This is a genomic window from Pedobacter sp. GR22-6 (genome assembly GCF_037402555.1).
Taxonomy (GTDB): domain Bacteria; phylum Bacteroidota; class Bacteroidia; order Sphingobacteriales; family Sphingobacteriaceae; genus Pedobacter.
Genome location: NZ_JBBEUC010000001.1, coordinates 749098 through 770663, shown reverse-complemented (window position 1 = coordinate 770663; position 21566 = coordinate 749098). Strand labels below are relative to the sequence as shown.

Genomic DNA, 21566 nt, shown 5'->3' with positions numbered 1-21566 from the left:
ATTAAACCTACAATTTATTCATTCATGCTGATCAAAAGTATTGAAAGCAAGATCCGCCTGGCAACTTATGTTGCGTTGGGAAGCATCTTGTGCTCCCTTTTTATTTCCGGCTTTGCTTTATTTTTCGCCTACCGGCAGGTCGTTAGTGCCCGAAAAAGCGTATACATCCTGGCGGGCAATGTCCCGATCCTGGCCCGCCAGACAGATATGCAGATGAACCGACCTGCAGAATTCAGGGCACATGTGGACCTTTTCCATTCCTTTTTCTTTTCGCTGACCCCTGACGACAAATACATCCAGTACCAGATGAAAAAGGCCATGTACCTGATCGATGAATCGGGGGTACAGCAAATGCTGAATCTGAAAGAGAAAGGGTATTTCAATTCGATCCTTTCTTCCAGTTCGGTGCTCACGCTGGAAACGGACTCCATTGTGCTGGACATCCCGCGCAAGTATTTCCGGTTCTACGGAAAGCTGAAAATTGACCGTCGCAGCGCGACCTTATTGCGCTCTCTGGTAACCGAAGGTTACTTGAAAGACATCCCAAGAAGTGATAACAATCCTCATGGCCTGTTGATCACCGGCTGGAAAACTTTAGAAAATAAAGACCTAGAAAATGTTCAGAAAAATACACTCTAACCGAAAACCCGGGGTTACGGTCTGGTCTTCCCTAACTGAGGAGTTCCAGGTTTACCTGGACAAGCTCAAAAGCCGCCTTCGATCCCTACTGATTGCCTATCCTAAACAGGCCTTTGCATTGATGATCGGCCTTATTATAGCCTCATTGATCTTTAGCTTAACCGGTGTCGAGAAGCCAAAAGCGACGGCAGCTGTCAGTAAGAGGATCCCAGTAATCCGGCCGGTTGAAAACGGTCTTTCTCAAATCTTGACCCAGGCCGATGCGCTCCGGGAAAGCGTCCGGATCAAAGAGGAGATCCTGCTCATGCTCGACAAAGATTCCCTGACGGCAGCAGATAGTGTCCATCTGGAAAAGGCAATTGACCGCCTGCATCAGCTCACCATTACATCCAATCCATATGACCAAAATTAAATTCAATCAGCCAAAATATGTCATTCCGATCATCCTGCTGCCCTTCCTGTGCCTGTTCTTTTATGTGTATCAATTGATGGCATCTAAGCCAGAATCAAATGCGCAGCAAGAGGAAGGCATTCAGGGCCAGATCGGCAATGTTTCTGCTGAAGTTCGGAAAAAGGATTTCGAGGATAAACTTGATGCCTTCAATCAGCAATATAAAGAAGCAGACGGGAATACCGCAGTGAATCCCATTCAGGATGATGCGCAGCTGGATTCCATTGACCGGATGATGAAAGCCCGGTTTATGGCAGGAAGCGTTCAAAGCGCTTCAGGCAGCTATCCGGCAGATCCTGTTGCCTATCCAAATATGGGCAGCACAAGGCAAGACCAGGAACTTTCCCAGGCGCTGGCTGCTTTGCAAAACCGGCAGGGCCTGCCAGGTAACGCTTACCAGCCTGCTAATCCTTATGCGGTCTATCCACAGGCTGTCCAAAATCAAATGCCAGCTCTAAAGGAGAAAGACCCGATGGAATTGTTCAAAGCTCAAATGGCTTACATGGATAGTGTGAGCAAGGCTGCTGATCCTGAATATAAGGCAGAAAAGCAGCGCCAGGATGCGATTGACAAAGCAGAAAAGGTTAGACAAAATACCCCAAAACTGAGCGTGCAAAAGGATGTGGTCTATTCTGCGGTTTTTAATACGGTCAAGCCTGAAAAGACGGACAACTTTATCACTGCGGTGATAGATGAGAATGTTACCGGTTATGCCGGCTCCAGAATCCGATTGCGTTTGCTCGAGGATATCCGGGCTGGGAAGGTTTTGGTGCGTAAAGGAACTTATTTGTACGCGCTGATCACAGGTTTCGGCGATCAGCGGGTGACTTTAAGTGTGCGTTCCATCCTCCAGGACGGCAGGATCCTGCCGGTCAAGCTGGACCTGTATGACACCGACGGACTGGCTGGGCTTTATGTTCCGGAATCTGCTTTCCGTGAATTTACCAAAGACCTGGGTGGCAATTCCATGCAAGGGTTGAACATTCAGGGTAACAGTACGGATGCCAACCAGTTTTTAATGTCTAGTTTGGATAAGATGTTCCAATCGACATCTTCGGCAATCGCTTCACTGATCCGCAAGAATAAAGCCCGTATCAAATACAATTCCTACATCTACCTGATCGATGCTGAAGACCTGCAAAAAGCTCAGCAGGATTATTAGTAGTGTATCACTGATTCAAGTATTCAATCCATCAACCGCTCCATAGTTCAATCATTCCTCAACTCAATTCATCATCAACTCCTATGCGATTTAATTTCATCACCTGGATGACCTTACTATTTTTCAGCTCATCCATTCAAGCGCAAAAACTGCCCATCATTGACCTTCCTGAAAATCTGTCTTTTCATTTTGTCTCACCTGAGCCGATCCAATATGTTGATATCTCGGTAAAATCCATTTCCGGTGACCTGCCGATCAAAAATGTACTGCGAATCAAACGAAATGCGGATTCGGCTCGAGCTGCTAAAGATCTGCCAGCTTTAGTTCCTGAAGCGATCGTTACCATCGCCGGTGAAAGTTTCATTGCTCAATACCGGATCCGTTATGTACCTGAGCAAGCCGGGCGCGAGTATGCAACGCAGATCGAAGTTTTGCCTGATCACATGAAACCTTTGGAATCAGGTCCGGCCTTGAACAAACTGCAGTTAGAGAAACTGGCCTCTGCCCTGCTTTTCAAAAAGCAACATCGAAATATTGCGCATGCAAAAGCATTTGGAATCGAAGGAAATATCAACAATCTAGCTACCTTCGGCGACTATATCTTTTTAGATATTGGGTATGAAAATAGGACCAATCTGAAGTATGATACTGATGAAGTTAGGTTTAAGATCGAAGACCAAAAGATTAATAAGGCTACAACCGTCCAGGCCATCGAACTCAAACCTGAATTGGTATTATTTAAAAACCCTGCTTTTAAAAAGCATTCCAGGAATGTTTATGTCTTCAAAAAATTCAGTTTTCCTGGCCACAAGATTTTAAAGATTGAACTTAATGAAAAGCAGATCACCGGGAGAGTGATTGAAATGAGTTTGAAGTATAAGGAACTACTGGACGCGGATTCACTTTAGTGATGGAGCAATTCTCCTATTAAAGTTAGCTGAAATCAATATTCAGATAAATTTGTTAAGTACGGTAATTATACGTACATTTGTTTTGCTGATATGAACCGAGGTCGTATAGTTAATGACCACTATCAAAAAATTAAAACAACATTTCAAAAAAAAACAGACAGTACTAAACATTAAACAACAGCTATAAAAATCAAAACTTAAATGATTTTCAGATCAAATGTATCACCTCTCAGATTAGTTCTTTTTACTTTGATCGATTCATGAACACACCAATTGGTGTGTCGCTTATGAGATAATTAACATGTTCAACTAAATACATACAGGCAAAAACAACGTACATACGAGCGATTAGGAAGTAGAAAATGTAAGCTCGGCACCTCATTGGACCTATTTCTACTTTATATTTTTCTTATATATTTTTCAATTTTATTACAGATAAACACATGGCAATCACAGTTAACGATAGAATCGATGTTCGTATCAGCAAAGAGCAGAAGGAGTTAATTAAGTACGCCTCAGAGCTAAGTGGTTTCAAAAGCCTTTCTGAATTTATTGTTTATCACGTCCAGGCGCAAGCCCAGAAGATCATCAAGGACAGCAACACGATCCTGAGTTCGATGGAGGACAAAAGAATATTTTTGGAGGCCATTCTGAATCCTGCGGAACCAAATGACGCACTTAAGAAAGCTCGATTAAATTACAACAAGTTTAAAGAAGCGAATGGAGAAGAAAATAGTACTGTTACAAAAACACCATGATAAGGCAAATTTCAATAGCGAAACTCCTTTACTGGACAATTATATTATAAAACAAGCCTCACAGGATGTGAGGAAAGATCTTTCAGCTTGTTATGTACTTGCTGATGAAGAAAATAAAGTATTGGGTTACTATACATTATCGAGTAACTCCGTTTCAAGGGATGATATGCCGGAAGACCTGATCCGGAAATTTCCGGCGAGTTACAGCGATCTGCCCACAATTTTGCTGGGTAGGCTCGCAGTTGATATCGAAAGCAAAGGAAAAGGTTATGGTGTTCATTTACTGATGGACGCGATGGAACGATGCCTTGCGCTTTCTGAGCAGCTGGGGATACTTGCCCTGGTGGTTGATCCGCTTGATCAAAGCGCCGTTCAATTTTATAGGAAGTTTGGCTTTATCCTGATCCCTGATACTGGCAAGATGTTCATTGCCATGCAGACGATTCGAAAATTAATTTAAATTACAAATGCCTGGTTCCAGTAACCGGGCATTTCTTTTACAAGACACGTATTCATTCATTGTGATTAATCACTACATTCAATTATGAAAACTGAGAAAGCGCTAAAATCCAAGCCATTTCCCGAATCTCTAAAACAGCATTGGGAAAATAACGATGGCGTAGATTTCGCAATTGCATTAGCCCGCCTTACAGGCTGGATGCTGCAGGTAGATTGGCTTACTGGTCATGAACATGCTGAAATTAAAGATATGATCCCGGTACGTGTTTATGTCGAAACCAATCGGGATATAGTATTCGACTTTATGGGCAAAAAAAGCGTCATGGCCTACAATCAACATATCATCAGGAAAATCGCAATGAAACGTGTTAAAGGTGACAAGCAACATATTGCAACAAGGTGTTACACTGAAGAGGCTTTACGCGAACTGCCATTACGGGTTAGGGCAAGTGAGCATGGTATAGAAAAAGCGACTGCTGCAATTTTGGCTAACAGGGATTTTTTGGCGCTAATCCCTGTAAGGCAAAACCCATATATCTCAGGGCATGATGCTTCTCAGTTCTCTCACGGTAATTGTGTTCCTTATGCCGAGGCACTACACGATTTGACAGGCTTGACCCCTCTAGGAATTGAAGTTTCGAAATATTCACAGGATTGCGGTAGCAAACTCGGATTCTGTCATGCAGTAATTTTGCACGCTGATGGAAATGTAGAAGACTCCTGGGGCACACAGCCACTGTCTGTGATTCTTGAACGATTTTATATCGAAGAGTACCAAATCAATGAACAGATATTTCTGGATGCCAAACAAAGGCAGCGTCGCGATTACTCCGATAGATATCAGGCGGCCTACGACAAAGCCCTCTATCTATTGAAAGAGCACCGGCTGAATACCGCCGAATAGAAAATCCCCTCAAGTTAAAGTTCGGCAAATTGAATTGTCCGCCATTCTAGGTGTTCTTTCTTACAAGAATCTCTCGATAAACTACTTCCCACTCCAGATGCACCTTTTTTCTGGTCTTCCGCAATTCATAGCATTCTTAAAATGGAAGAAACTCAAGCTCAACAGAAACTTCATGGTTTCCTCCAGTGTACCATCTACCTGATGGTCATTATCGAAATCATGATCTTCGTTTATGCGAAAGCCCCTTTCCTGGGGCTTTTCTCGTATGTGCTGGATCGGTTGGCGCTGATCCCCATTTATCACAATTTGCTGTATAGCAAGTTTGCCACCCTTACCCTGATCTGCCTGGTCAGCATTGGTACGCTATCTAAAAAAAAGGTCGATCTGGACCCCAAAAAGCACATTTTGTTGCCGCTGTTTGCCGGGCTGCTGATGTTCTTTGGAAGTCTTTGGCTTTATGGCAAGTCTTCGGGATTGGTATTTGCTTACACTAGTTGGTACAACCTGGCTTACATGAGCTGCTCTTTGCTCGGTGCGCTGGTACTCAGTATTTCGATGGATAACGTCTCTAAGATGATCCGCTCTGGCTTGGGTAAAGACAAGTGGAACATCGAGGAAGAAAGTTTCATGCAGGCGCAGGATCTGGTTGCTACCGATTGCTCAGTGAACATTCCGACGCTTTTCTATTATAAGGGGAAGGTCAGGTCTGGGTATATCAACTTAACCAACATCTACAGGGCAACGATGGTGATCGGTACCCCTGGCTCAGGTAAGAGTTACGGGGTGATCAATCCCTTTATCAGGCAATTGTTGGCCAAGGAATTTACCATGTGCCTGTACGACTTCAAGTATCCGGACTTAGGCCGTATTGCTTATCACCAATTTTTAATGGGACGGCAGCATGGCAGCTTTTCTGGGTTTGGTTTCCATGTGATCAACCTGGTCGAAGTGGAGAAAAGCCGGCGGATCAATGTCTTTAAACCAGCATACTTGCTTACTTTGGCTGATGTGACTGAAACTGCGGAGGCATTGGTTGAGTCCCTAAAAAAAGGTGACAGCTCGGGTGGTTCAGACCAGTTCTTTACCCAGTCCGCGGTAAACTTTTTGACTTCTTGCATTTACGCGGTAAGCCGTTTTGAGGAAGGGAAGTGCTCTACATTCCCCCATGTATTGTCTTTTCTGAACCGGGAATACGCGGAGATCTTTGCGGTGTTGTTCCATTATCCGGAGCTGCATTCCCTGCTGAGCCCTTTTAAAAGTGCTTATGACCGCAAATCTTTCGATCAGTTGGAAGGTCAGGTGGGCACGCTGAAGATATTCATTTCCCGTCTGGCGACCCTGGAGACATTTTGGGTATTTTCGGGTGACGATTTTAACCTCAAGCTTTCGGATCCTTCTTCTCCTGGGATTCTGGTCCTGGCCAGTGACCCCAATACGCAGAACATCAATTCAACTTGTTTTGGAGTGGTGATGAACCGGCTGACCAGGCTGGTCAACAGCAAAGGCAACCTCCCCTGCGCTCTGATCGTGGATGAGCTACCGACTTTATACTTGCATAAAATTGAGAACCTGATCGCTACGGCCCGTTCCAACAAAGTTGCGGTTGTGCTGGGCTTACAGGAGCTGACCCAGTTCCGCCAGCATTATGGTAAAGATGCCTCTGCGACCATTGTTTCGGTTGTGGGTAATGTGCTGTCCGGTGCAGTTCGGGACAAGGATACGCTGGACTGGCTGGAAAGACTGCTTGGCAAAAGTGTTCAGATCTCAGAAAGCTTGAGCATCGACCGCAATAAAACTTCCACTTCTTTAAACGAAAAGCTGGAAAGCCTGGTGCCCGCAGGTAAAATCGCTTCATTGAACACTGGAGAAATGGTCGGGCTGATTGCCTCGGAGCCTAAAGTCAACTACGACGGCCAGTTTGAGACCTCAGCGGTCAATTGCCGCATCAACCTTGATGCAAAGGCCATTTCGACGGAGGAAAAGCAATACCGGGAATTGCCGGTTTATTACGATTTCAATGGCAAGAAACAGGAGATCCTGCTCCAAAATTTCCTGAAGATCAACCAGGAGATCGACGCACTTGTCAAATCATTTATTCATTAATCAAAATCATTTAATATGTCCAATTACAAACCTTTCCATGAGAAAGTAGCGGAGCTATTTATCAAAAATCTGGAATCCGAAAATTCCATTTTCCGCACTCAGCCTGCCTATCGTCCGGCCCTTTTCCAAACGCCTGTCAATGCCAGCACCGGTAAGAATTATCGCGGCATGAATGCCATATGGCTGGCAATGCAGGGGCAGCAGGATCCGCGCTGGATGACCATGAACCAGGCCAATAAAATGCAGATCAAGATCCCCAAGGGAACATCTGCCACCATGATCAACATTGTAAAAACCGCTGAGACCTTTCCCATGCTGGATGATGAGGGAAAGCGGATCAAAGATGAGCATGGTAAAGCCCGGTTTACCACCATACCCCTGGAAACACCCACTGAAGAAACACATTGGTTATTCAATGCCGCTCAGCTTGCCATAACACAAGATGCAAAACTAAATCAGCAGCCCGAAACAGGCATAGACCGCCTGAACAAGTTCATTGCGGCTGCCGGAATCGAAATCGTAGCCAGTAAGAAAAATGTCGAAGGCTTTGATCGGTCTAAAGACCAAATAACTTTGCCCAAAAGCCCGGATCACTATGAGACCAAAATGGATTATGCGGCGGCAGTACTGCTGCAACTGACAAACTGGACAGCTCACCCCGATCGGCTGAACAGGACTCCTGCAGAGGAAATATCTAACGCTGACTATGTTGCGGAGCAACTTTCAACCGGTATCGCAACTGTCATGCTGGCTTCAGAAACCGGGATCAGCAAATATCCAACAAAACATTTCGAACGGTTCATTCCCGAATGGATCAATATGATCAAGGCAGAACCTGCTGTTCTGGCAAAAGCGGTGAATGAAGCACAGAAAATCACGGATTACGTGCTGGAAGCAGAAAGCAAGCTGGGATTGAGGAAAGACCTTGCTCAAAAGCCGATGAGACTGGACCTGTTTGTTGGGGATCAAATCAATTACAACCACACAACCTATAAAGTCCTGGACAGGATCAAAGGTGACAGGATCAAAATAGAGGATGTCAACAGCGGAGCAAAAATACCGATCTCCCCTGCCGACGGCCTTTACCGGTCCTTGGTCCAGGCGAAATACAGGGGCGATAAACCTGCCGTAGAAATTGAAAGGGATACATCCAAAGTGGAGGATCTGGGCAACGATTTGAACGAGGAACGATCGGAAAACAAGAATTTAAAACGATAGCACATGGAAAAGAAACTATATGAGGAAAAAGATCTGCCATGGGCCGATCTTGAAAAACTCGGCCTGGCCAGTCAGGGTAAGTTGTTAATGTCACAGGCAGATCAGGATGCCCTCCTTTCCGGCAGACGCAGCTCTTTGCAAAAACTATCGGACATTGGGGATAGTCACCTGCACATCAGCGAGATAGATGTCAAACTATCGCTAACGCGGGATGATACCGGCAAACTCCAGCTTCGGGCGCATCCCATAAACAGGTATGCCGAAGCTCCTGAAGGATTGGAGCAGCATGAGGCGGCGCAGTTGATCTCTGGAGAAAAAATGAGCATTTATAAAAAGCTGAAGGAGCCTGAGATCAATTCATTTGACGCGATCTTTGAGTATGATCCGGAAACACGGGAGTTCATCAAAACTGATCCCCAGAAGATCACCGTTCCCGAGCGGGTCAATGGCGAAGAGCTGAGTGCAAGCCAGCGGGAGCAGTTCCGCAAAGGTGAGGTCGTTGAAATCAATGACGGCACTAAATTCCGGTACACCGGAGTAGATCCTGAACCACTACGTGCCGACAGGATGCTACTCATTGCCTCGATACTGATAGATGGTGGCTTGACTTATGTGGCCTATCATGGCTTGAAAACCCTGGCGGGCCTCCTGAACAAGGATCCAAAAGCTACTCAGAAAACTGAGGCCTATCTTAAAACAGAGGCAGAAATGCAAAGTCAGAAGGCAGCTCATCAGTTCAGTAAAACTGAAGATAGCGAGCAAAGCCGAAGTTATACCCGCTCAGGCCGTTCCAGATAATGACCATCACCTGCCATCCATTTAGTCACCTCATCCTGGCACCCTCTGAAACTGCTGCAATGGAATTCTTGGCCTTGCAGCGCCACAGCTTTTCCGATCCGGAAAGGCTGTGGTTTTTCTACTATGGCTCTCAGCCAAATGAGGCTCAGTTTAATCCAATGATGAAATGTCATGATAAAAAAAAGATCATCCTGTTACATGAGGATGATCTGCTAGGCAGAGTCTCTGCCATAAAAATTGCATGCTGGCTAAAAAAAAGGGCCGTCAAGATTACCTACCAAAGCGGCGAAACGATCCGCCTGGAATATAGGGACAAACGCTATGACTTCCCAGAGCATCAACTCAGCCTGAACCGATTTGAAAAATGCAGTGGTTTCAGAAGCCAGATCAGAACCTACAAGCTGCCAAAACAGGCATCCTGAATCTAATTATATCGGCGTTGATGCATTTCCCGAATGTAATGCCACTCTTTTCTCCAGCGCGCTTCTCTCCTTCTTTTGCGGTATCCAAGCACCCAAACTGCAAATGCCAGACATCCCCAGGCAAACCAAAACATTGGTACGGGGTTCTTCATTCCCAAACCCGCATAACAGGGTAAACAAAACACCAAACTCAGAAAAACCAATTTAAATAGAAACTTCATCTCAAAGGAATTTGAGGGTTAATTAAATGTGATTAAACCTAAGAATCAGGTTCATACGGTACACATCGGACCACTTAGAAGACCTTACAAAGGTACAAAAAAACAGATTGATATAAAATGTAATACCACTAAAATATTTACCCGGGAGTTGACAAACAGAGCATTGGATAGCCTATAAAGCAAAAGGCAATTTCTTGTTGGACAGCATCATGAATCTCGAGCTAAAAAGCATATGGTCGATGGTTATTGTTGCGTATCAGCTTTTACTTCCGTTTGCCACTCATACAAGCCGCCTGGTTCACACACACTGCCACTGAGTGCGCGTACGATAAAATCAGCCAGGGAACTGGTCAGGATAATTTTCTCAGCATCATGGCTTAAACATATATCCGATATTGACCATCGTCAGTGTAATCTATTTCAAGATACCAAAGATCACTATAGATCATAAATTCTGCTATCGCGGGACGCTTATCATCTTTACTGTTGCTGATCATTTCATCCAAGGATATCATGTTGAAAATATCCTCATCGATCTCAAAGCCATTTGTAAACCGGTAAAAAGATTTAAAGTCTTCAGGCAGTTGAGTATCATATGCTTGCTCTACTGCATGGATCAAGGCTTCACTAGCAGCAGGATGCAATATCAATTCGAATGGACCAGAATACGAATTCAGTAGCGCTATTGCATCATCTATTTTCATCTCACTGTTCATATTGATAACCGGATTCGATGGCTTTCTACAGCACCTCTGGAATAAACCGGTCAAAAGTTTGCCAATATTTATCTTTATAAATTTCATAGCTGATGTTGAGCTTTCCTGCGAATTCCGAAATCATTTGATCCATGACCCGGACAGGCTTACGAAAGTCTGCGCAGGCAAAATAAATGATCCTGCTTCCATCTGCTGTTTGGCGTCCAATGTTGAGATGGCCGTCTTTTGGATCTAGCAAGCTCAGCAGCTGATCTTCGAATTTATCCATTAGCTCGTAAGTATTATTTTCAGGCATTCCGTTATGAGCTGCTCCGTTGTATTTGATCTCAATCGCCATTATCCAGGGATGTGTGGCCTTACCGTCCCAATCCAGCACAGAAGAGTTGATTATGGCGATCAATGGTTTGCCGTTTTCCAGCTCCGCTTCCAGGCTATTGAAATTATCTTCTTCTTCCAGGTATCGGAGTGCTCCGTATTTCTCTATGAATTCCTTTTCGCGCCAGATCAGGTAGTCTTTTAGTTTTGAGATTGGAATCAGGTCAGCCATTGCTTCCTCTTTTCCAACAATACTCAGCTCATCTATCATGGTGACCATATTTAGTTCTCCCAAGTAATTATCCAGGAATATAAATATCCCATTACTGAAGTTGGAACGTTCTGACTCCTGGAAATCGGTATGAACGATGACCAGGTCTATTTGATCGGGAGCATTTGGATGTTCATTTGCGTAGAAGAAAAGTTTGTCTTCATTAAAGGTATGTCCAGCCATGTTTAGCCCAAATCCATCTATTTCCATTGCGGGCTTTAGGGCGGTAAACTTCCATCCAGTCAACGCTGGTGCTGCATTGATCAGATCCTCAATAAAGGGGATATTTTTTACAATACCATCTGCCGAAAGTACCAGTTCTGCCGTTTGCGGGTTCTGCATTCCGACCAGAAATAAAATTCCTTCATGTAGCTGGTCCAGCATCGGGGATAGTTTGGTGAAAAGATCCTTTTCAATATTTTTCCCGCTTTGAATGATCTTAAAGAAAGAAGCTTCGTTTTTACTGAACCAGGTCCAGAACTCTTCTGGAGTTTTGATTGCTGGTGTGCTGTTTTTACCAAATAGAGAGGAGAGTATGCCCATTTAGATTGCTCGCTGTTATTTTTTTGAATATAGTAAAATCCATGACAGGAATCCCATGTCATAGAGATATTGCATCTGTGATTTATTTAGTTTCGGGAGAGATAAGCATATAATAGGGTATCTTCTTCATCTGGCTTGTCATAGGCATCCGCTTCTGTCAAATGTCCGTCCTGATCACTGATACGGGTGAGCATCTTTCCTTTTCTGAATACCAGTTGCAGCCCGTGCTCCTGTTCCCAATCACATTCTGCGGTAATCGACAGGTAAATATCCTGGTCCCTGCGGTGTCGCCTGTTCAGGTAGATATCCGTGGAATGTACATGTTTCCATATATCGTTAACATCCTTAATGTGCCAAAGTGCTTCATCAGCGGGATCATAGCCGATTTCATTTAAAAAGCCCATACAGTTTTCGTATACCAGTTGAGAGATCGCATTTCTATCCTGGACATTCAAACTTAAAAAGTTTGACAGCGCGTCATCGGCTTCAGGGATAAACTGCAGATCAGCCTCAGGTTCGAGATCCATAAATGTTACAGGCAACTCGAAACCTTCAAGGAATGGGATAGAAACTTTTTCACTAGTCCACCAGTCCTGGAAAGTTTTGTCCTGGTTCAATTGACCGATTACTTTAGATAAAATGTGCTTGCTCATTGAGTCTTTAAATTTGAATATACTAAGATAGTTTACTGCTGATATCTTAGGCATTGGCCTTTGATTTATTTAAAGTTTCAATCGGGTGCCTTCCAAAAAGTTTATTTAGAGATCTTTGGTTACCAGTAATACCATGCCTTCGCTGAGTTTGAGGTAACCTTGATTAAAGCAATAGTGGTAGGTATCCCCTTTTTTGGTAACGTGATAATTGGTGAGGTGTTCAAAATCAAAGCCCATTTGGATCATCTTCTTTTCCGGGACGACAATCTTCCCTTCAGGATTAAGCTTGCATAGGATGCTGTAGTTGTTGGTGAGAGAGTCTAGGATCGCTTTGGCCGATTTGGGCAATAACATTTTATTTGCCTTCTTTTTGGCGTTGTGATGGTTGATCCGGCAATCGTCTTCGCAAAATATTTTGTCAATCCTGCCCACCTGTATCTCTCGGCCGCAGTACATGCACTGCCTTTTGGTTCCTTCTGTATTGATGATCATGGCGTTAATCTTGAAAGTACCTGACTAAAATAATTATTTCCAGATTTCGACGGTAATTTTTGAAGCGCTTTATCCGTGTAAAAAATTTTACACGAATAATAACGGTTAATACACATGTATTTTTCGGCTAACCAGGCAAGGGATTAGACTTTTGGGAGAACAAATCCGAAAAGAATGAAAAAGCAGATCCTGGAAAGCCAAAGCTTCGGCGATGGAAAAAGAAATTACTTCATAGACTTCGCAAAGTCCAAAACCAATACGGAATACATCAGCATCAACCGCTCCGACCGGCAACAGGATGGTACCTATAAACGCCAGTCCGTGGTCATCTTTGAAGATGATTTTGAGTTTCTGATCGAGAGTTTTTCTATGCTATTCACCAGTGTCATCTATAGGAAGGAAACACAGCACAAGCATGCATCCCAGCAGCTACCCAGCCGTGGGATCAAAAGCTGGCAACCGGAAGAGCGTCCTCGCGAGAAATTAGTGGCTGGTGGAGCACATGCGCTATCAGACGCTGAGCTGTTGGCCACATTGATCGGATCAGGCACCAGGAAATTGACAGCGGTTGACCTTGCCCAGATGATTCTGAACAGCGTTGGTGGAAAAATTTCCGGACTGTCTAAGCTTACTTACCAGAAACTGATCCGATTCCACGGGATCGGAGAGGCAAAAGCAGTGAGTATACTCTCAGCAGTAGAATTGCTAAAGCGAGTAGAGAAAACCGCTACGCTCCCTTTCAAACTTAAAGTAGGATAGTGGAGGGAGGCGATAGCCTCCCCTTGCTGTCCGGTCATATGAATAGGCTGCAAAGATAAAGGCCTTGCTCAGCTAAGCACCCATAATGCCTTCTTTAAAAGGCACCCTTCGGGACTTATAGTGCTCAGCGAATCACAAGACCTCTCCTTTTTCCGCTTTCTTTTCATCCTCCCGGACAGCAAAAAAGGGCGGGCAAAAAGAAAAGAACAAATAAGTTTTTTAAACCCTTAAACAGTTCTTTTATGAAAGCACTACAAAACTTTACCAATGTGGACAAAGCGAAAATGATCCACGAATTATTTCCCCAGGAGATGCCTGCGCTGATTGATTTCATCAAGGGCATGTGTGTGTCTATTAAGGCCAATGAAGCCAAATGCAGGTCTGAATTTTGGGAAGGCCTATTTACTTTTGATTACTGGTTGCATTTACTAAAACTTGTGGAAGATGTGATTGATAACCGAAAAAAACTTCTCTGCCGGAGCAGCAAGGCTTTTTCTAAGCTATTATTTGAGGGCTACCTGGCTTGTTTTTCTAATCACTGTGTACAGGTGTATACCAGCCAGTTTAAACATCCCAATCAGAAGTTCAATCAGGCTATCGAGCTTTTTTATTATTAACCCTATTCGGAAATTTAAAGCATAAGACAATGGCAAATTGGTGCATGAATACTGTGGAATTTATCGCAGATGAAGATAAATTGAAAGTTCTGGAACAATACTTCCTGGCCCTGAGCAAAATGGAATTTGAAAGTGGCTTTGGCCAGCTTCCAGATGTTGCGCTGGAGGAACGGGGAGTGATGTTCGATATCGAATTGGAGGCAGGCGTCCTCCAATACAATACCAAATGGTCACCCAATACGATGGTAATGGTGGCAGTTGCCCGGCATTTCCAGGTAGGCTTTAAGCTGAGTTTTCAGGAATACGGCAATCAGCTGTTTGGAGAGGCTTTTTACGAACATCATGTACTTAGGATATTTGAATTGGCACAGGACGAATTGAACTTGATTGACTTCGATGAGGAGAAAGAAACCTATAAGTTCGAAGGGACTGAATATGAGTTGATCGACGAAATCACCGAGACAATGATCTACCGCAAAAAAATATCGGCAATGAATAAAACCTGATCCCCTAAAATTCCCCTGTGCGTTTCGTACAGGGGAATTTCGATATGTAGCAATTTTGCGATTGGGGATTAAACAGGCTGTTGCTCCTGATTCCATTACGTTAAAGCGGATTTTTTAATCAAATGGCAGTCTGTGAGGTTTAAGATAAGGTCTGGATAGTTATAGCTTGTGTGAGCTTTTATTTAGAAATTTATAATTATTTTTAAGCCGTGGAAGCTTTATACCTGTTAACCAATTTTATCAATGACATTTTTATAAAAAGTCTTTTCATCAGTATTCTATCAATAATTTTAGTAGGTAAGGTTTTTAAAGCAGATAATCGCAATGCATTTATAATTACCAAGGTGATTATCTTAATTTATGCTGCGTTGAATACTATTTGTTATATAGCAGTCTACTTTTCGCCTGCTGCAATGGAGAGCTTTGTGGCTAGAGCGACAGGTCCCTACCGTTCCGCCTTCTATCTTATGTTAGTCCCCAACACCCTTCTCCCTTTATCACTATTGTTCAAAAGACTCGGCCGTAATAAATACGTGCTATTAATCTTGTCGGTTCTAATGAATATCGGGTGGATATTTGAGTTATTAACTATTTATAGCACAGATATGCACAGAGATTATGCGGCTACTCGACTATCATTTAATCCTTTGTGGTTCATTTTATTGAACGGAATTTTCATTGGCTCAGTTATTTATGCCGTAGGTAGAGCCTTTAAAAATAAAGCACCAAATATTGATCCCCAAATATCTTAAATTCCCACTACCCAGTATAAAGGCTAATGGCAACCAACATCGAGCAAGCAAAAAGAGCATATAGTTTGTCTGCCAGCAAATGTAATTTTATCTTTTTTTATTTCTAGATTCAAGAGCACTTTCATTTCTGATTTTTTCACGGTGCTGCATCCCCCATTTGGTCATCGCAGTAACGAGTTCTTCCAGTGTCTGGCTATAGGGAAGCAGTTCGTATTCAATGGTAACCGGGTAACTGGCTGTAACTTTCTTTATGATGAACCCATTGGCTTCCAATTCCTTGAGCTCACTGGACAGGACCCGTGCCGAAATTCCAGTTACCTGGCGTTGGAGTTCGGTAAACCTACTATTTCCCCTCGCCATGGCAATGATAATCATAAGTTTCCATTTACCCCCAATCACATAGAGCGCATCACTTACGGCTAGCAAAACCTTTGTGCAGTCCTCGCTAAACTCTTTTCCCTTGGTGGTTTTTGTAATGTTCTTTTCCATAAGCTTCATATAAATAAGCTCCTAACCTTTAGGTAAGGACTAACAAATTGTTAGCAAACATACATTAGTTTTGATCTTACTAAAAAATAATTCAAAAAATAATTGCCATGACATTAGAAACTTTAAAAACCAAAGAAGAGTTAAGAAACTTGATCGATGCATACGCCTCCCTGGGTGACGAGAAAAAAATTTCAGAACAGATGGCTCTGTTTACTCCAGATGCGACGTACAAGGTCTATATGAACAATATACTGGTGGCAGATATCGCAGGTACAGCCGCACTTGAAAATGAGTTCGATGGGCACGCTGCCCAAGTGAAAAGCTATTTTACTTTGAATGGACAGCATACTGTCAAGATCAACGGTGATTCTGCTACGGGCATTTCTTTTTCACAGATTAAAATGATCAGAGAGTCAGACGGGAAACATGTCCTTTCTGACTATAGCGTGAAATATGAGGACGAATACGTGAATCAGAATGGAAGATGGTTCATCAATTCACGAATAGGGCATTTCCTCATCATTGAAGCCAGGACGCTGGAAGCCTAAGGCATTTCGAAAAGCGATGCTGAAACTGAAAAACATTGCCCAGAAAATCGGCAATGAGGTTACCGCTAAGTGAAGTAACACCATGTTTTTTTTGATAAATCCCCTGATCGCTTTGATCAGGGATTTATTCCTTACTCATAATATTACGAGCTATTCGTTTGTCGGCTTTCCATCCACCTCAGTAACGTGTACGAGGTCTACGACTCCAGAATCGCCAATGATTAGATCATACAATATTTCGGTTAGGTGATGAAGAATGTCTTCTTCAGAAGGCAGAACTTTACCTTCCAGTGCTGAAATATTGAGTTCCAGCTTAATGTGAGTTGAGTGCATTTGATAAAATAACTTAGATAGCTGATGATGGACCTTCCATTATTCTGTAGTAAATATAATATTTTCAATTATTACTGACACAGATCTTACATTAAGAAGACGAAGAATCACCACTAGCCTCAATTTTTGGATGATAGATCGGGTGATTCTGTATAGTCTATATAGAAGGAAATTCTAAATAGATTTAACTACCCTGGACCTAATGGCATGGGTAATCAGGACTTAAAAACCAGCTAAAGCACATCATGCGTCCGCGTGCCGGATAGGTATTTGAACTTTTCTCCATGATTATTTTTTATGCAAAGCTAAAATCCGTCCTATTCCAGTAAAGGGTAAATTAACGGTCGTGCCTCCCGCCCTTGACTGACAGGACCTGAGATTTTAAACGCTCTCAAAAAAAATAATCATTATGGAAAAGTACAAAATCATGGAATGTCTTGAAAAATTAACGGTAAGTGAATACCGGATCATCATCAAAGTGATCCCCAAACTGATCGGAAGATCTAATAATACTTTCTGGAACTACACGAAGATTGACATCAATTCTAAAATGGACATCCCCTATATGGTAGTGGTCAAATTAGAGCGGTTATTCAAACTGGAACCGGGTGAACTTATTAATGTGTCAATCGACAGTAAATCGATTGATGAGATCATCGTTGAACATTGGCGCCAGCGCCAGTAGATTAAGAAACACTGAGGGGAATGCTTCCCCTCAGTGTTTCTTAATCTTTTCTTGAATCAGAATCCTGTTATAAAATCCCGGCGGATCCTAGTCTCAGTTTTATTTTTTTTAGTTATTTCTTAGATGCCTTTGCGATTGGATTGAAATCCAAACATAAACTTATCCAATGTTTCAGGCGTTTTTGGTCTGGAATCTCAATCAAGTCTACATAAACAAAGTCCTTACTTACCCGGCCATTCATCATCATTGGTCTGCAGCTCCCCAGCTCCGATTCTTTTTCGACCCGCTCCTGCCCTATTCTGCACAGCAGATCTTCTTTGGTTACACAAATGCACATCTTATCGTCCACCATAAAACACAGACCATTGAACATTTCCTTTTCAACAACGTTCTTTTGCTCTACTAACAACTCCCTTATCTGGTCAGTAACCTCCTGGTTGTATTCTCTTTTCATATGATGAATTCAGATTAATCCCGATACTAAAATAAGTAATCGATCCAGATTCAACAATCTGGAATTGCTGAAGGCGGTTAAGCTCCTTATATCAGCTGGCGTTAAAAAGGCTGCGAATATCCACTCTTCCAGCATTGCGAACCCATAATGCTGACCGGTTCCCGATCATCACCCTGCGGGACTTATAGTTCTCCTATTGCTTTGGCGACGTGGTCTTCTCCGCTTTCTTTTTAACACCAGCTGAAATAAAGAAAGAGCTGGCAAAAGAAAAAATTAAAAGAGTCAAAATTTAATTATCAAAGCTATGAAAGTAACAGAAAAACCCAGCTCATTTATTCTTCTAAAAGCCAGAACAGCAAGCGAATGGGACAATTGTGAATTCGCCATCGTCAAAATTGACCAGCAGTGGCTAAATACTGCGAAAGAACGCTTAGAGAGCGTGAAATCCTTCAAAGGTAACCAGTCCTTTTATTGTCATGTGTATTGGGACGCTCCTATCGGATATTTTACTGATTTGGACGAAATCATCTGTGCACAATTACAGGGTTCGGAATTCGATTTCCTATACGTTGAACTTGAAGAAAATGAAGTTGAGACGATGCAGACACCTGAGAGCAAACTGGATACCCACATGCTCAAGATCACTCAAGAAGGGCAATGCAGCTTCAAGGCATACGGAAAACACACGGGTGAAGAGTTCTGGACAGAAAGCTTTCCCCTAATCAAAGTAGTCAATTCTTAAAAACGCCATGCGGCATGCTCAGGTGTGCCGCTTCAAATTCATATATATCATGTCAACTCACGACTCCTTATTTATTCCCCCTGTGCTGTATCACGGCACAAATGCCGATTTCAGCGATTTCGACCTACGCTTCAAGGGCAGTAATACCCAATGGCATAATACGATTCATGGTTTTTTCTTTATCGATACTCTGGAACATGCGCAGATGTTTGGTGACCGGATATTACAATGCGAACTCAAGATCGTCCAACCGATAAACATTGAGATCCATGCGATTTTTTCAATTGAATCTCAAGCAAGTGTAATATGGGAAATACTTTCCGGCGAAATTCTAGAGTCAAAAATGGCACTTCGAACGCTCAATGAAGAGATAGGTCTGGGAGAAATTGGTGATCTATATGATTGCCTCCATTCAGAGGATGGACATGACCTAATGGTTCATTATGGTTTCGATGGAATGATTTCACACTTTGGAAATGATCAATTGGAGTATGTGGCATTTGCTGTAGAGCAAATTAAGATTAAGAATTCTATATCAAGTGTTAGCTTATGACTTGCTTTAACTTTAAATCTCCTTAATAGGTATTTATTTAAGAAACAAATCCACTGCTATTTGAAATCAAAGCAGTGGATCTGTACAGGCTTAGCTACTAAGTTGAATATTGCATTTTTATCTGCTCCTATTCAACATATCCCGCTTCTAACAAACTGTTGATATCTTCAGGCTTGTAATACAATATGCCTCCAACTTTTGTAAATTTTAGCTGGCCGCTAATCCGAAGATTCTGAAGACTGGCGGTCGAAATTTTAAGGATGTTTTTGACATCCGCAGATTTCAACCATTTCTTTGTAGAACCCCCATCCTCCTGGAGGATTTCTCTGATCTCATTTAGTAATTCTGTTTTGAATACTTCGAGATCATTTTTAGTAATTAATTCGACTGTGATCATTGGTGATAAAGCTTTATGTGTAGTTATGAGCTACATATTAGCCTGACGCAGCGCAGGTTGATCAGAATTGATCAAACCGCATAGGTATGACATGACAAATATAGCTCTGGATTTAAGATTTCACAAATAGTTTTGGTGCTAAGATTTATTATTGAGTCTGATTATTGATTTTTCGATCCGTTTTGCTTTTCGTTTCGGAATATTGGGCCAAACAAATTCTTCTTGTTCTTCAATACTGTCTTCAACTATTTCGTCTTCCTGGTCCTTAACTACCCTGAGTCCATAGGACGCAGGCTTACTATTCTGGCTCATGAGTAGTTCCTTCAAATTGGTCATGTCAGCTGATATCTTAGATTCTACAACTCTTGCATAGATCTGGGTAGTGGAGATTTTCGAATGGCCTAACATTCTGCTTACCGTCTCAATTGGCACGCCATTACTCAAGGTTACAGTAGTTGCGAAGGTATGTCTTGCGGTATGAAAAGTGATGTTTTTTGTAATGCCGCATAGATCTGCGATTTCTTTCAAATAACTATTCAATTTTTGATTAGACAAAGACGGTAATACATTACCCGTAAATCTGACTTCAGGTGAATTCGAATATTTCCTGATTATTTGTGAAGCCACAGGAAGAATCGGCACTTTTACGGGAACGGATGTCTTTTTTCTCCAGGACATGATCCACATCGCCCCATCAACTCCGGTTGTGAGATCGCTACTTTTTAGGTTAATTACATCTATATATGACAAACCTGTATAGCAGCTAAATAAAAACAAATCCCGCACCATATTTAGCCTGCTAATATTAAATCGCCTTGATTCAATCGCCTTCAGTTCTTCTGCGCTTAAATATGCTCGGTCTACTTTTTCAAATTTTGCCTGATGTGCCGCGAAGGGATACTTATCAAGCCATTCTAATTTAACAGCGAGGTTGACCATCTTGCAAAGCCTTTCAAGATGCTTCATAACTCCATTGTTCGCCATTGATAATTCTCCTCGCTTGTTTTTATGTTTCCTAAGAAACAAATGAAAATCCGTAAGAAACTGATAGTTTAAATCAGCTAGGTTGTAATCATCATAGCCATATCGTTTCTTAATGAAACTGAGCAGATATTTCTGGCTAGTCATGTAATTTTTCATAGTTCCCCACTCCAAGAGCTCGCTCTGACTTTCATTATGATATTCTATGAGCTTAACAATGGTCCATGTCCCATTAAATTTGCCTTCAATGACTATTTTCAAATCCTCTAAAGTCATTAATTTATTCTGGACATTTAAACGTTCATAGGCTTCGGAAATTCTTGTATGAAAGTTTGCTAGAAAATTATTGAGTCGCGCAACCTCAACTTTACTACCCTTAGCAATTCCTTTTACTCCATTCCATCGGCTCTCCTCTATTACCTTACCTGTTGAAAACTGAAGTCGTTTTGTGTTTAGCGTAATTCGCGCTACAATCGGGCTTTTCCCCTCCTTATTTACCTTCGTTTTGTTAAGGTAAAAGTTTACTGATAATGTGTTTTTTACTGTCTTCATTTTATGTCATTTAATCGGTTTAAATCGATCAGTTTTGACATGAAATCCGGCACCCTATTTTCCTTCCGAGGGACCCTAAAAAAACAGCCTCTAAGCTATTTTAAACGAAGATTTTTTCATTGTTAGGGAAAATCTGTTTTTCAAATAAGGGACCCTTTTCGG

General features: G+C 42.4%; 28 protein-coding genes. 19 read left to right on the top strand and 9 right to left on the bottom strand.

The annotated features are described in order from the left end of the window. Positions 1–24: 24 nt before the first annotated feature. The 11 genes from traK (at position 25) to WAE59_RS03360 (ending at position 9825) form a co-directional block, all read left to right on the top strand. Positions 25–639: a conjugative transposon protein TraK gene (gene traK / locus WAE59_RS03410; protein ID WP_337854526.1), complete on the top strand. Its 615-nt coding sequence runs from the start codon at positions 25–27 to the stop codon at positions 637–639. Then, positions 617–1051, top strand: coding sequence for a hypothetical protein (locus WAE59_RS03405; RefSeq protein ID WP_337854525.1), 435 nt, complete (start codon positions 617–619; stop codon positions 1049–1051). The genes traK and WAE59_RS03405 overlap by 23 nt, the downstream gene beginning before the upstream one ends. Next, positions 1038–2252, top strand: a complete 1215-nt coding sequence (gene traM, locus WAE59_RS03400; RefSeq protein ID WP_337854524.1) for a conjugative transposon protein TraM — start codon at positions 1038–1040, stop codon at positions 2250–2252. Before WAE59_RS03405 ends, traM begins: the two co-directional genes overlap by 14 nt. A gap of 83 nt (positions 2253–2335) precedes the next feature. Next, a complete protein-coding gene (locus tag WAE59_RS03395) occupies positions 2336–3160 on the top strand; it encodes a DUF4138 domain-containing protein (protein ID WP_337854523.1) in 825 nt (274 codons plus the stop codon). A 446-nt stretch (positions 3161–3606) separates the two neighbouring features. Continuing rightward, positions 3607–3921: a type II toxin-antitoxin system TacA family antitoxin gene (locus tag WAE59_RS03390; RefSeq protein WP_337854522.1), complete on the top strand. Its 315-nt coding sequence runs from the start codon at positions 3607–3609 to the stop codon at positions 3919–3921. Next, positions 3884–4381: a GNAT family N-acetyltransferase gene (locus WAE59_RS03385; RefSeq protein ID WP_337854521.1), complete on the top strand. Its 498-nt coding sequence runs from the start codon at positions 3884–3886 to the stop codon at positions 4379–4381. Before WAE59_RS03390 ends, WAE59_RS03385 begins: the two co-directional genes overlap by 38 nt. Positions 4382–4465: 84 nt before the next feature. Beyond that, positions 4466–5284, top strand: coding sequence for a hypothetical protein (locus WAE59_RS03380; protein WP_337854520.1), 819 nt, complete (start codon positions 4466–4468; stop codon positions 5282–5284). Between the two features lie 141 nt (positions 5285–5425). Next, the gene (locus tag WAE59_RS03375; protein WP_337854519.1) at positions 5426–7387 is read left to right on the top strand and encodes a type IV secretion system DNA-binding domain-containing protein; all 1962 of its coding nucleotides are present in this window, start codon (positions 5426–5428) and stop codon (positions 7385–7387) included. Between the two features lie 15 nt (positions 7388–7402). Continuing rightward, positions 7403–8605 (top strand): zincin-like metallopeptidase domain-containing protein, encoded by a 1203-nt coding sequence (locus WAE59_RS03370; RefSeq protein ID WP_337854518.1) that lies wholly within the window; start codon positions 7403–7405, stop codon positions 8603–8605. 3 nt (positions 8606–8608) lie between these two features. Continuing rightward, positions 8609–9403 carry a DUF4099 domain-containing protein gene (locus tag WAE59_RS03365; RefSeq protein WP_337854517.1) on the top strand — a complete coding sequence of 265 codons (795 nt, stop codon included), beginning with the start codon at positions 8609–8611 and terminating at the stop codon, positions 9401–9403. Continuing rightward, complete coding sequence (locus WAE59_RS03360) at positions 9403–9825, top strand: hypothetical protein (RefSeq protein ID WP_337854516.1); 423 nt, start codon at positions 9403–9405, stop codon at positions 9823–9825. The genes WAE59_RS03365 and WAE59_RS03360 overlap by 1 nt, the downstream gene beginning before the upstream one ends. Before the next feature lie 598 nt (positions 9826–10423). Here the strand turns inward: WAE59_RS03360 and WAE59_RS03355 are convergent. The 4 genes from WAE59_RS03355 to WAE59_RS03340 all read right to left on the bottom strand — a co-directional run bounded on the left by WAE59_RS03355 (position 10424) and on the right by WAE59_RS03340 (position 13036). Continuing rightward, positions 10424–10762 carry an SMI1/KNR4 family protein gene (locus WAE59_RS03355; protein ID WP_337854515.1) on the bottom strand — a complete coding sequence of 113 codons (339 nt, stop codon included), beginning with the start codon at positions 10760–10762 and terminating at the stop codon, positions 10424–10426. 25 nt (positions 10763–10787) lie between these two features. After that, the gene (locus WAE59_RS03350) at positions 10788–11891 is read right to left on the bottom strand and encodes a DUF695 domain-containing protein (protein WP_337854514.1); all 1104 of its coding nucleotides are present in this window, start codon (positions 11889–11891) and stop codon (positions 10788–10790) included. Between the two features lie 86 nt (positions 11892–11977). Beyond that, complete coding sequence (locus tag WAE59_RS03345) at positions 11978–12544, bottom strand: DUF6985 domain-containing protein (RefSeq protein ID WP_337854513.1); 567 nt, start codon at positions 12542–12544, stop codon at positions 11978–11980. Between the two features lie 105 nt (positions 12545–12649). Then, complete coding sequence (locus WAE59_RS03340; protein WP_337854512.1) at positions 12650–13036, bottom strand: hypothetical protein; 387 nt, start codon at positions 13034–13036, stop codon at positions 12650–12652. 174 nt (positions 13037–13210) lie between these two features. On the opposite strand from WAE59_RS03340, the gene WAE59_RS03335 reads away from it, so the two are divergent. From WAE59_RS03335 to WAE59_RS03320, 4 genes are all read left to right on the top strand, one after another. Further along, the gene (locus tag WAE59_RS03335) at positions 13211–13795 is read left to right on the top strand and encodes a UPF0758 domain-containing protein (RefSeq protein ID WP_337854511.1); all 585 of its coding nucleotides are present in this window, start codon (positions 13211–13213) and stop codon (positions 13793–13795) included. A 242-nt stretch (positions 13796–14037) separates the two neighbouring features. Beyond that, positions 14038–14412, top strand: coding sequence for a hypothetical protein (locus WAE59_RS03330; protein ID WP_337854510.1), 375 nt, complete (start codon positions 14038–14040; stop codon positions 14410–14412). Between the two features lie 29 nt (positions 14413–14441). Next, entirely contained in the window at positions 14442–14918 is a 477-nt protein-coding gene (locus WAE59_RS03325; RefSeq protein WP_337854509.1) for a hypothetical protein, read from the top strand. 209 nt (positions 14919–15127) lie between these two features. Continuing rightward, the gene (locus WAE59_RS03320; protein WP_337854508.1) at positions 15128–15670 is read left to right on the top strand and encodes a hypothetical protein; all 543 of its coding nucleotides are present in this window, start codon (positions 15128–15130) and stop codon (positions 15668–15670) included. A gap of 87 nt (positions 15671–15757) precedes the next feature. Here the strand turns inward: WAE59_RS03320 and WAE59_RS03315 are convergent, their stop codons facing one another. Continuing rightward, the gene (locus WAE59_RS03315; protein WP_337854507.1) at positions 15758–16159 is read right to left on the bottom strand and encodes a winged helix-turn-helix transcriptional regulator; all 402 of its coding nucleotides are present in this window, start codon (positions 16157–16159) and stop codon (positions 15758–15760) included. Positions 16160–16266: 107 nt separating this feature from the next. Between WAE59_RS03315 and WAE59_RS03310 the strand changes: the two genes are divergently transcribed. Further along, complete coding sequence (locus WAE59_RS03310) at positions 16267–16707, top strand: nuclear transport factor 2 family protein (protein WP_337854506.1); 441 nt, start codon at positions 16267–16269, stop codon at positions 16705–16707. Positions 16708–16857: 150 nt separating this feature from the next. On the opposite strand, the gene WAE59_RS03305 is transcribed toward WAE59_RS03310, so the two are convergent. Next, positions 16858–17040 carry a hypothetical protein gene (locus tag WAE59_RS03305; RefSeq protein WP_337854505.1) on the bottom strand — a complete coding sequence of 61 codons (183 nt, stop codon included), beginning with the start codon at positions 17038–17040 and terminating at the stop codon, positions 16858–16860. 409 nt (positions 17041–17449) lie between these two features. Between WAE59_RS03305 and WAE59_RS03300 the strand changes: the two genes are divergently transcribed. Then, positions 17450–17725 (top strand): hypothetical protein, encoded by a 276-nt coding sequence (locus WAE59_RS03300; RefSeq protein WP_337854504.1) that lies wholly within the window; start codon positions 17450–17452, stop codon positions 17723–17725. Positions 17726–17837: 112 nt separating this feature from the next. Here the strand turns inward: WAE59_RS03300 and WAE59_RS03295 are convergent, their stop codons facing one another. Next, positions 17838–18179 (bottom strand): TfoX/Sxy family protein, encoded by a 342-nt coding sequence (locus tag WAE59_RS03295; protein WP_337854503.1) that lies wholly within the window; start codon positions 18177–18179, stop codon positions 17838–17840. A 304-nt stretch (positions 18180–18483) separates the two neighbouring features. Here WAE59_RS03295 and WAE59_RS03290 point away from each other — a divergent pair, with 304 nt between their 5' ends. Next, positions 18484–18921: a hypothetical protein gene (locus WAE59_RS03290; RefSeq protein ID WP_337854502.1), complete on the top strand. Its 438-nt coding sequence runs from the start codon at positions 18484–18486 to the stop codon at positions 18919–18921. Between the two features lie 49 nt (positions 18922–18970). Next, entirely contained in the window at positions 18971–19474 is a 504-nt protein-coding gene (locus tag WAE59_RS03285) for an ADP-ribosyltransferase-containing protein (protein ID WP_337854501.1), read from the top strand. Between the two features lie 127 nt (positions 19475–19601). Here the strand turns inward: WAE59_RS03285 and WAE59_RS03280 are convergent, their stop codons facing one another. Together WAE59_RS03280 and WAE59_RS03275 are read right to left on the bottom strand one after the other, a co-directional pair. Next, positions 19602–19871, bottom strand: coding sequence for a helix-turn-helix domain-containing protein (locus tag WAE59_RS03280; protein ID WP_337854500.1), 270 nt, complete (start codon positions 19869–19871; stop codon positions 19602–19604). Positions 19872–20009: 138 nt separating this feature from the next. Continuing rightward, on the bottom strand, positions 20010–21404 hold the full coding sequence (locus WAE59_RS03275) for a site-specific integrase (RefSeq protein WP_337854499.1): 1395 nt from the start codon (positions 21402–21404) through the stop codon (positions 20010–20012). Between the last annotated feature and the right edge of the window lie 162 nt (positions 21405–21566).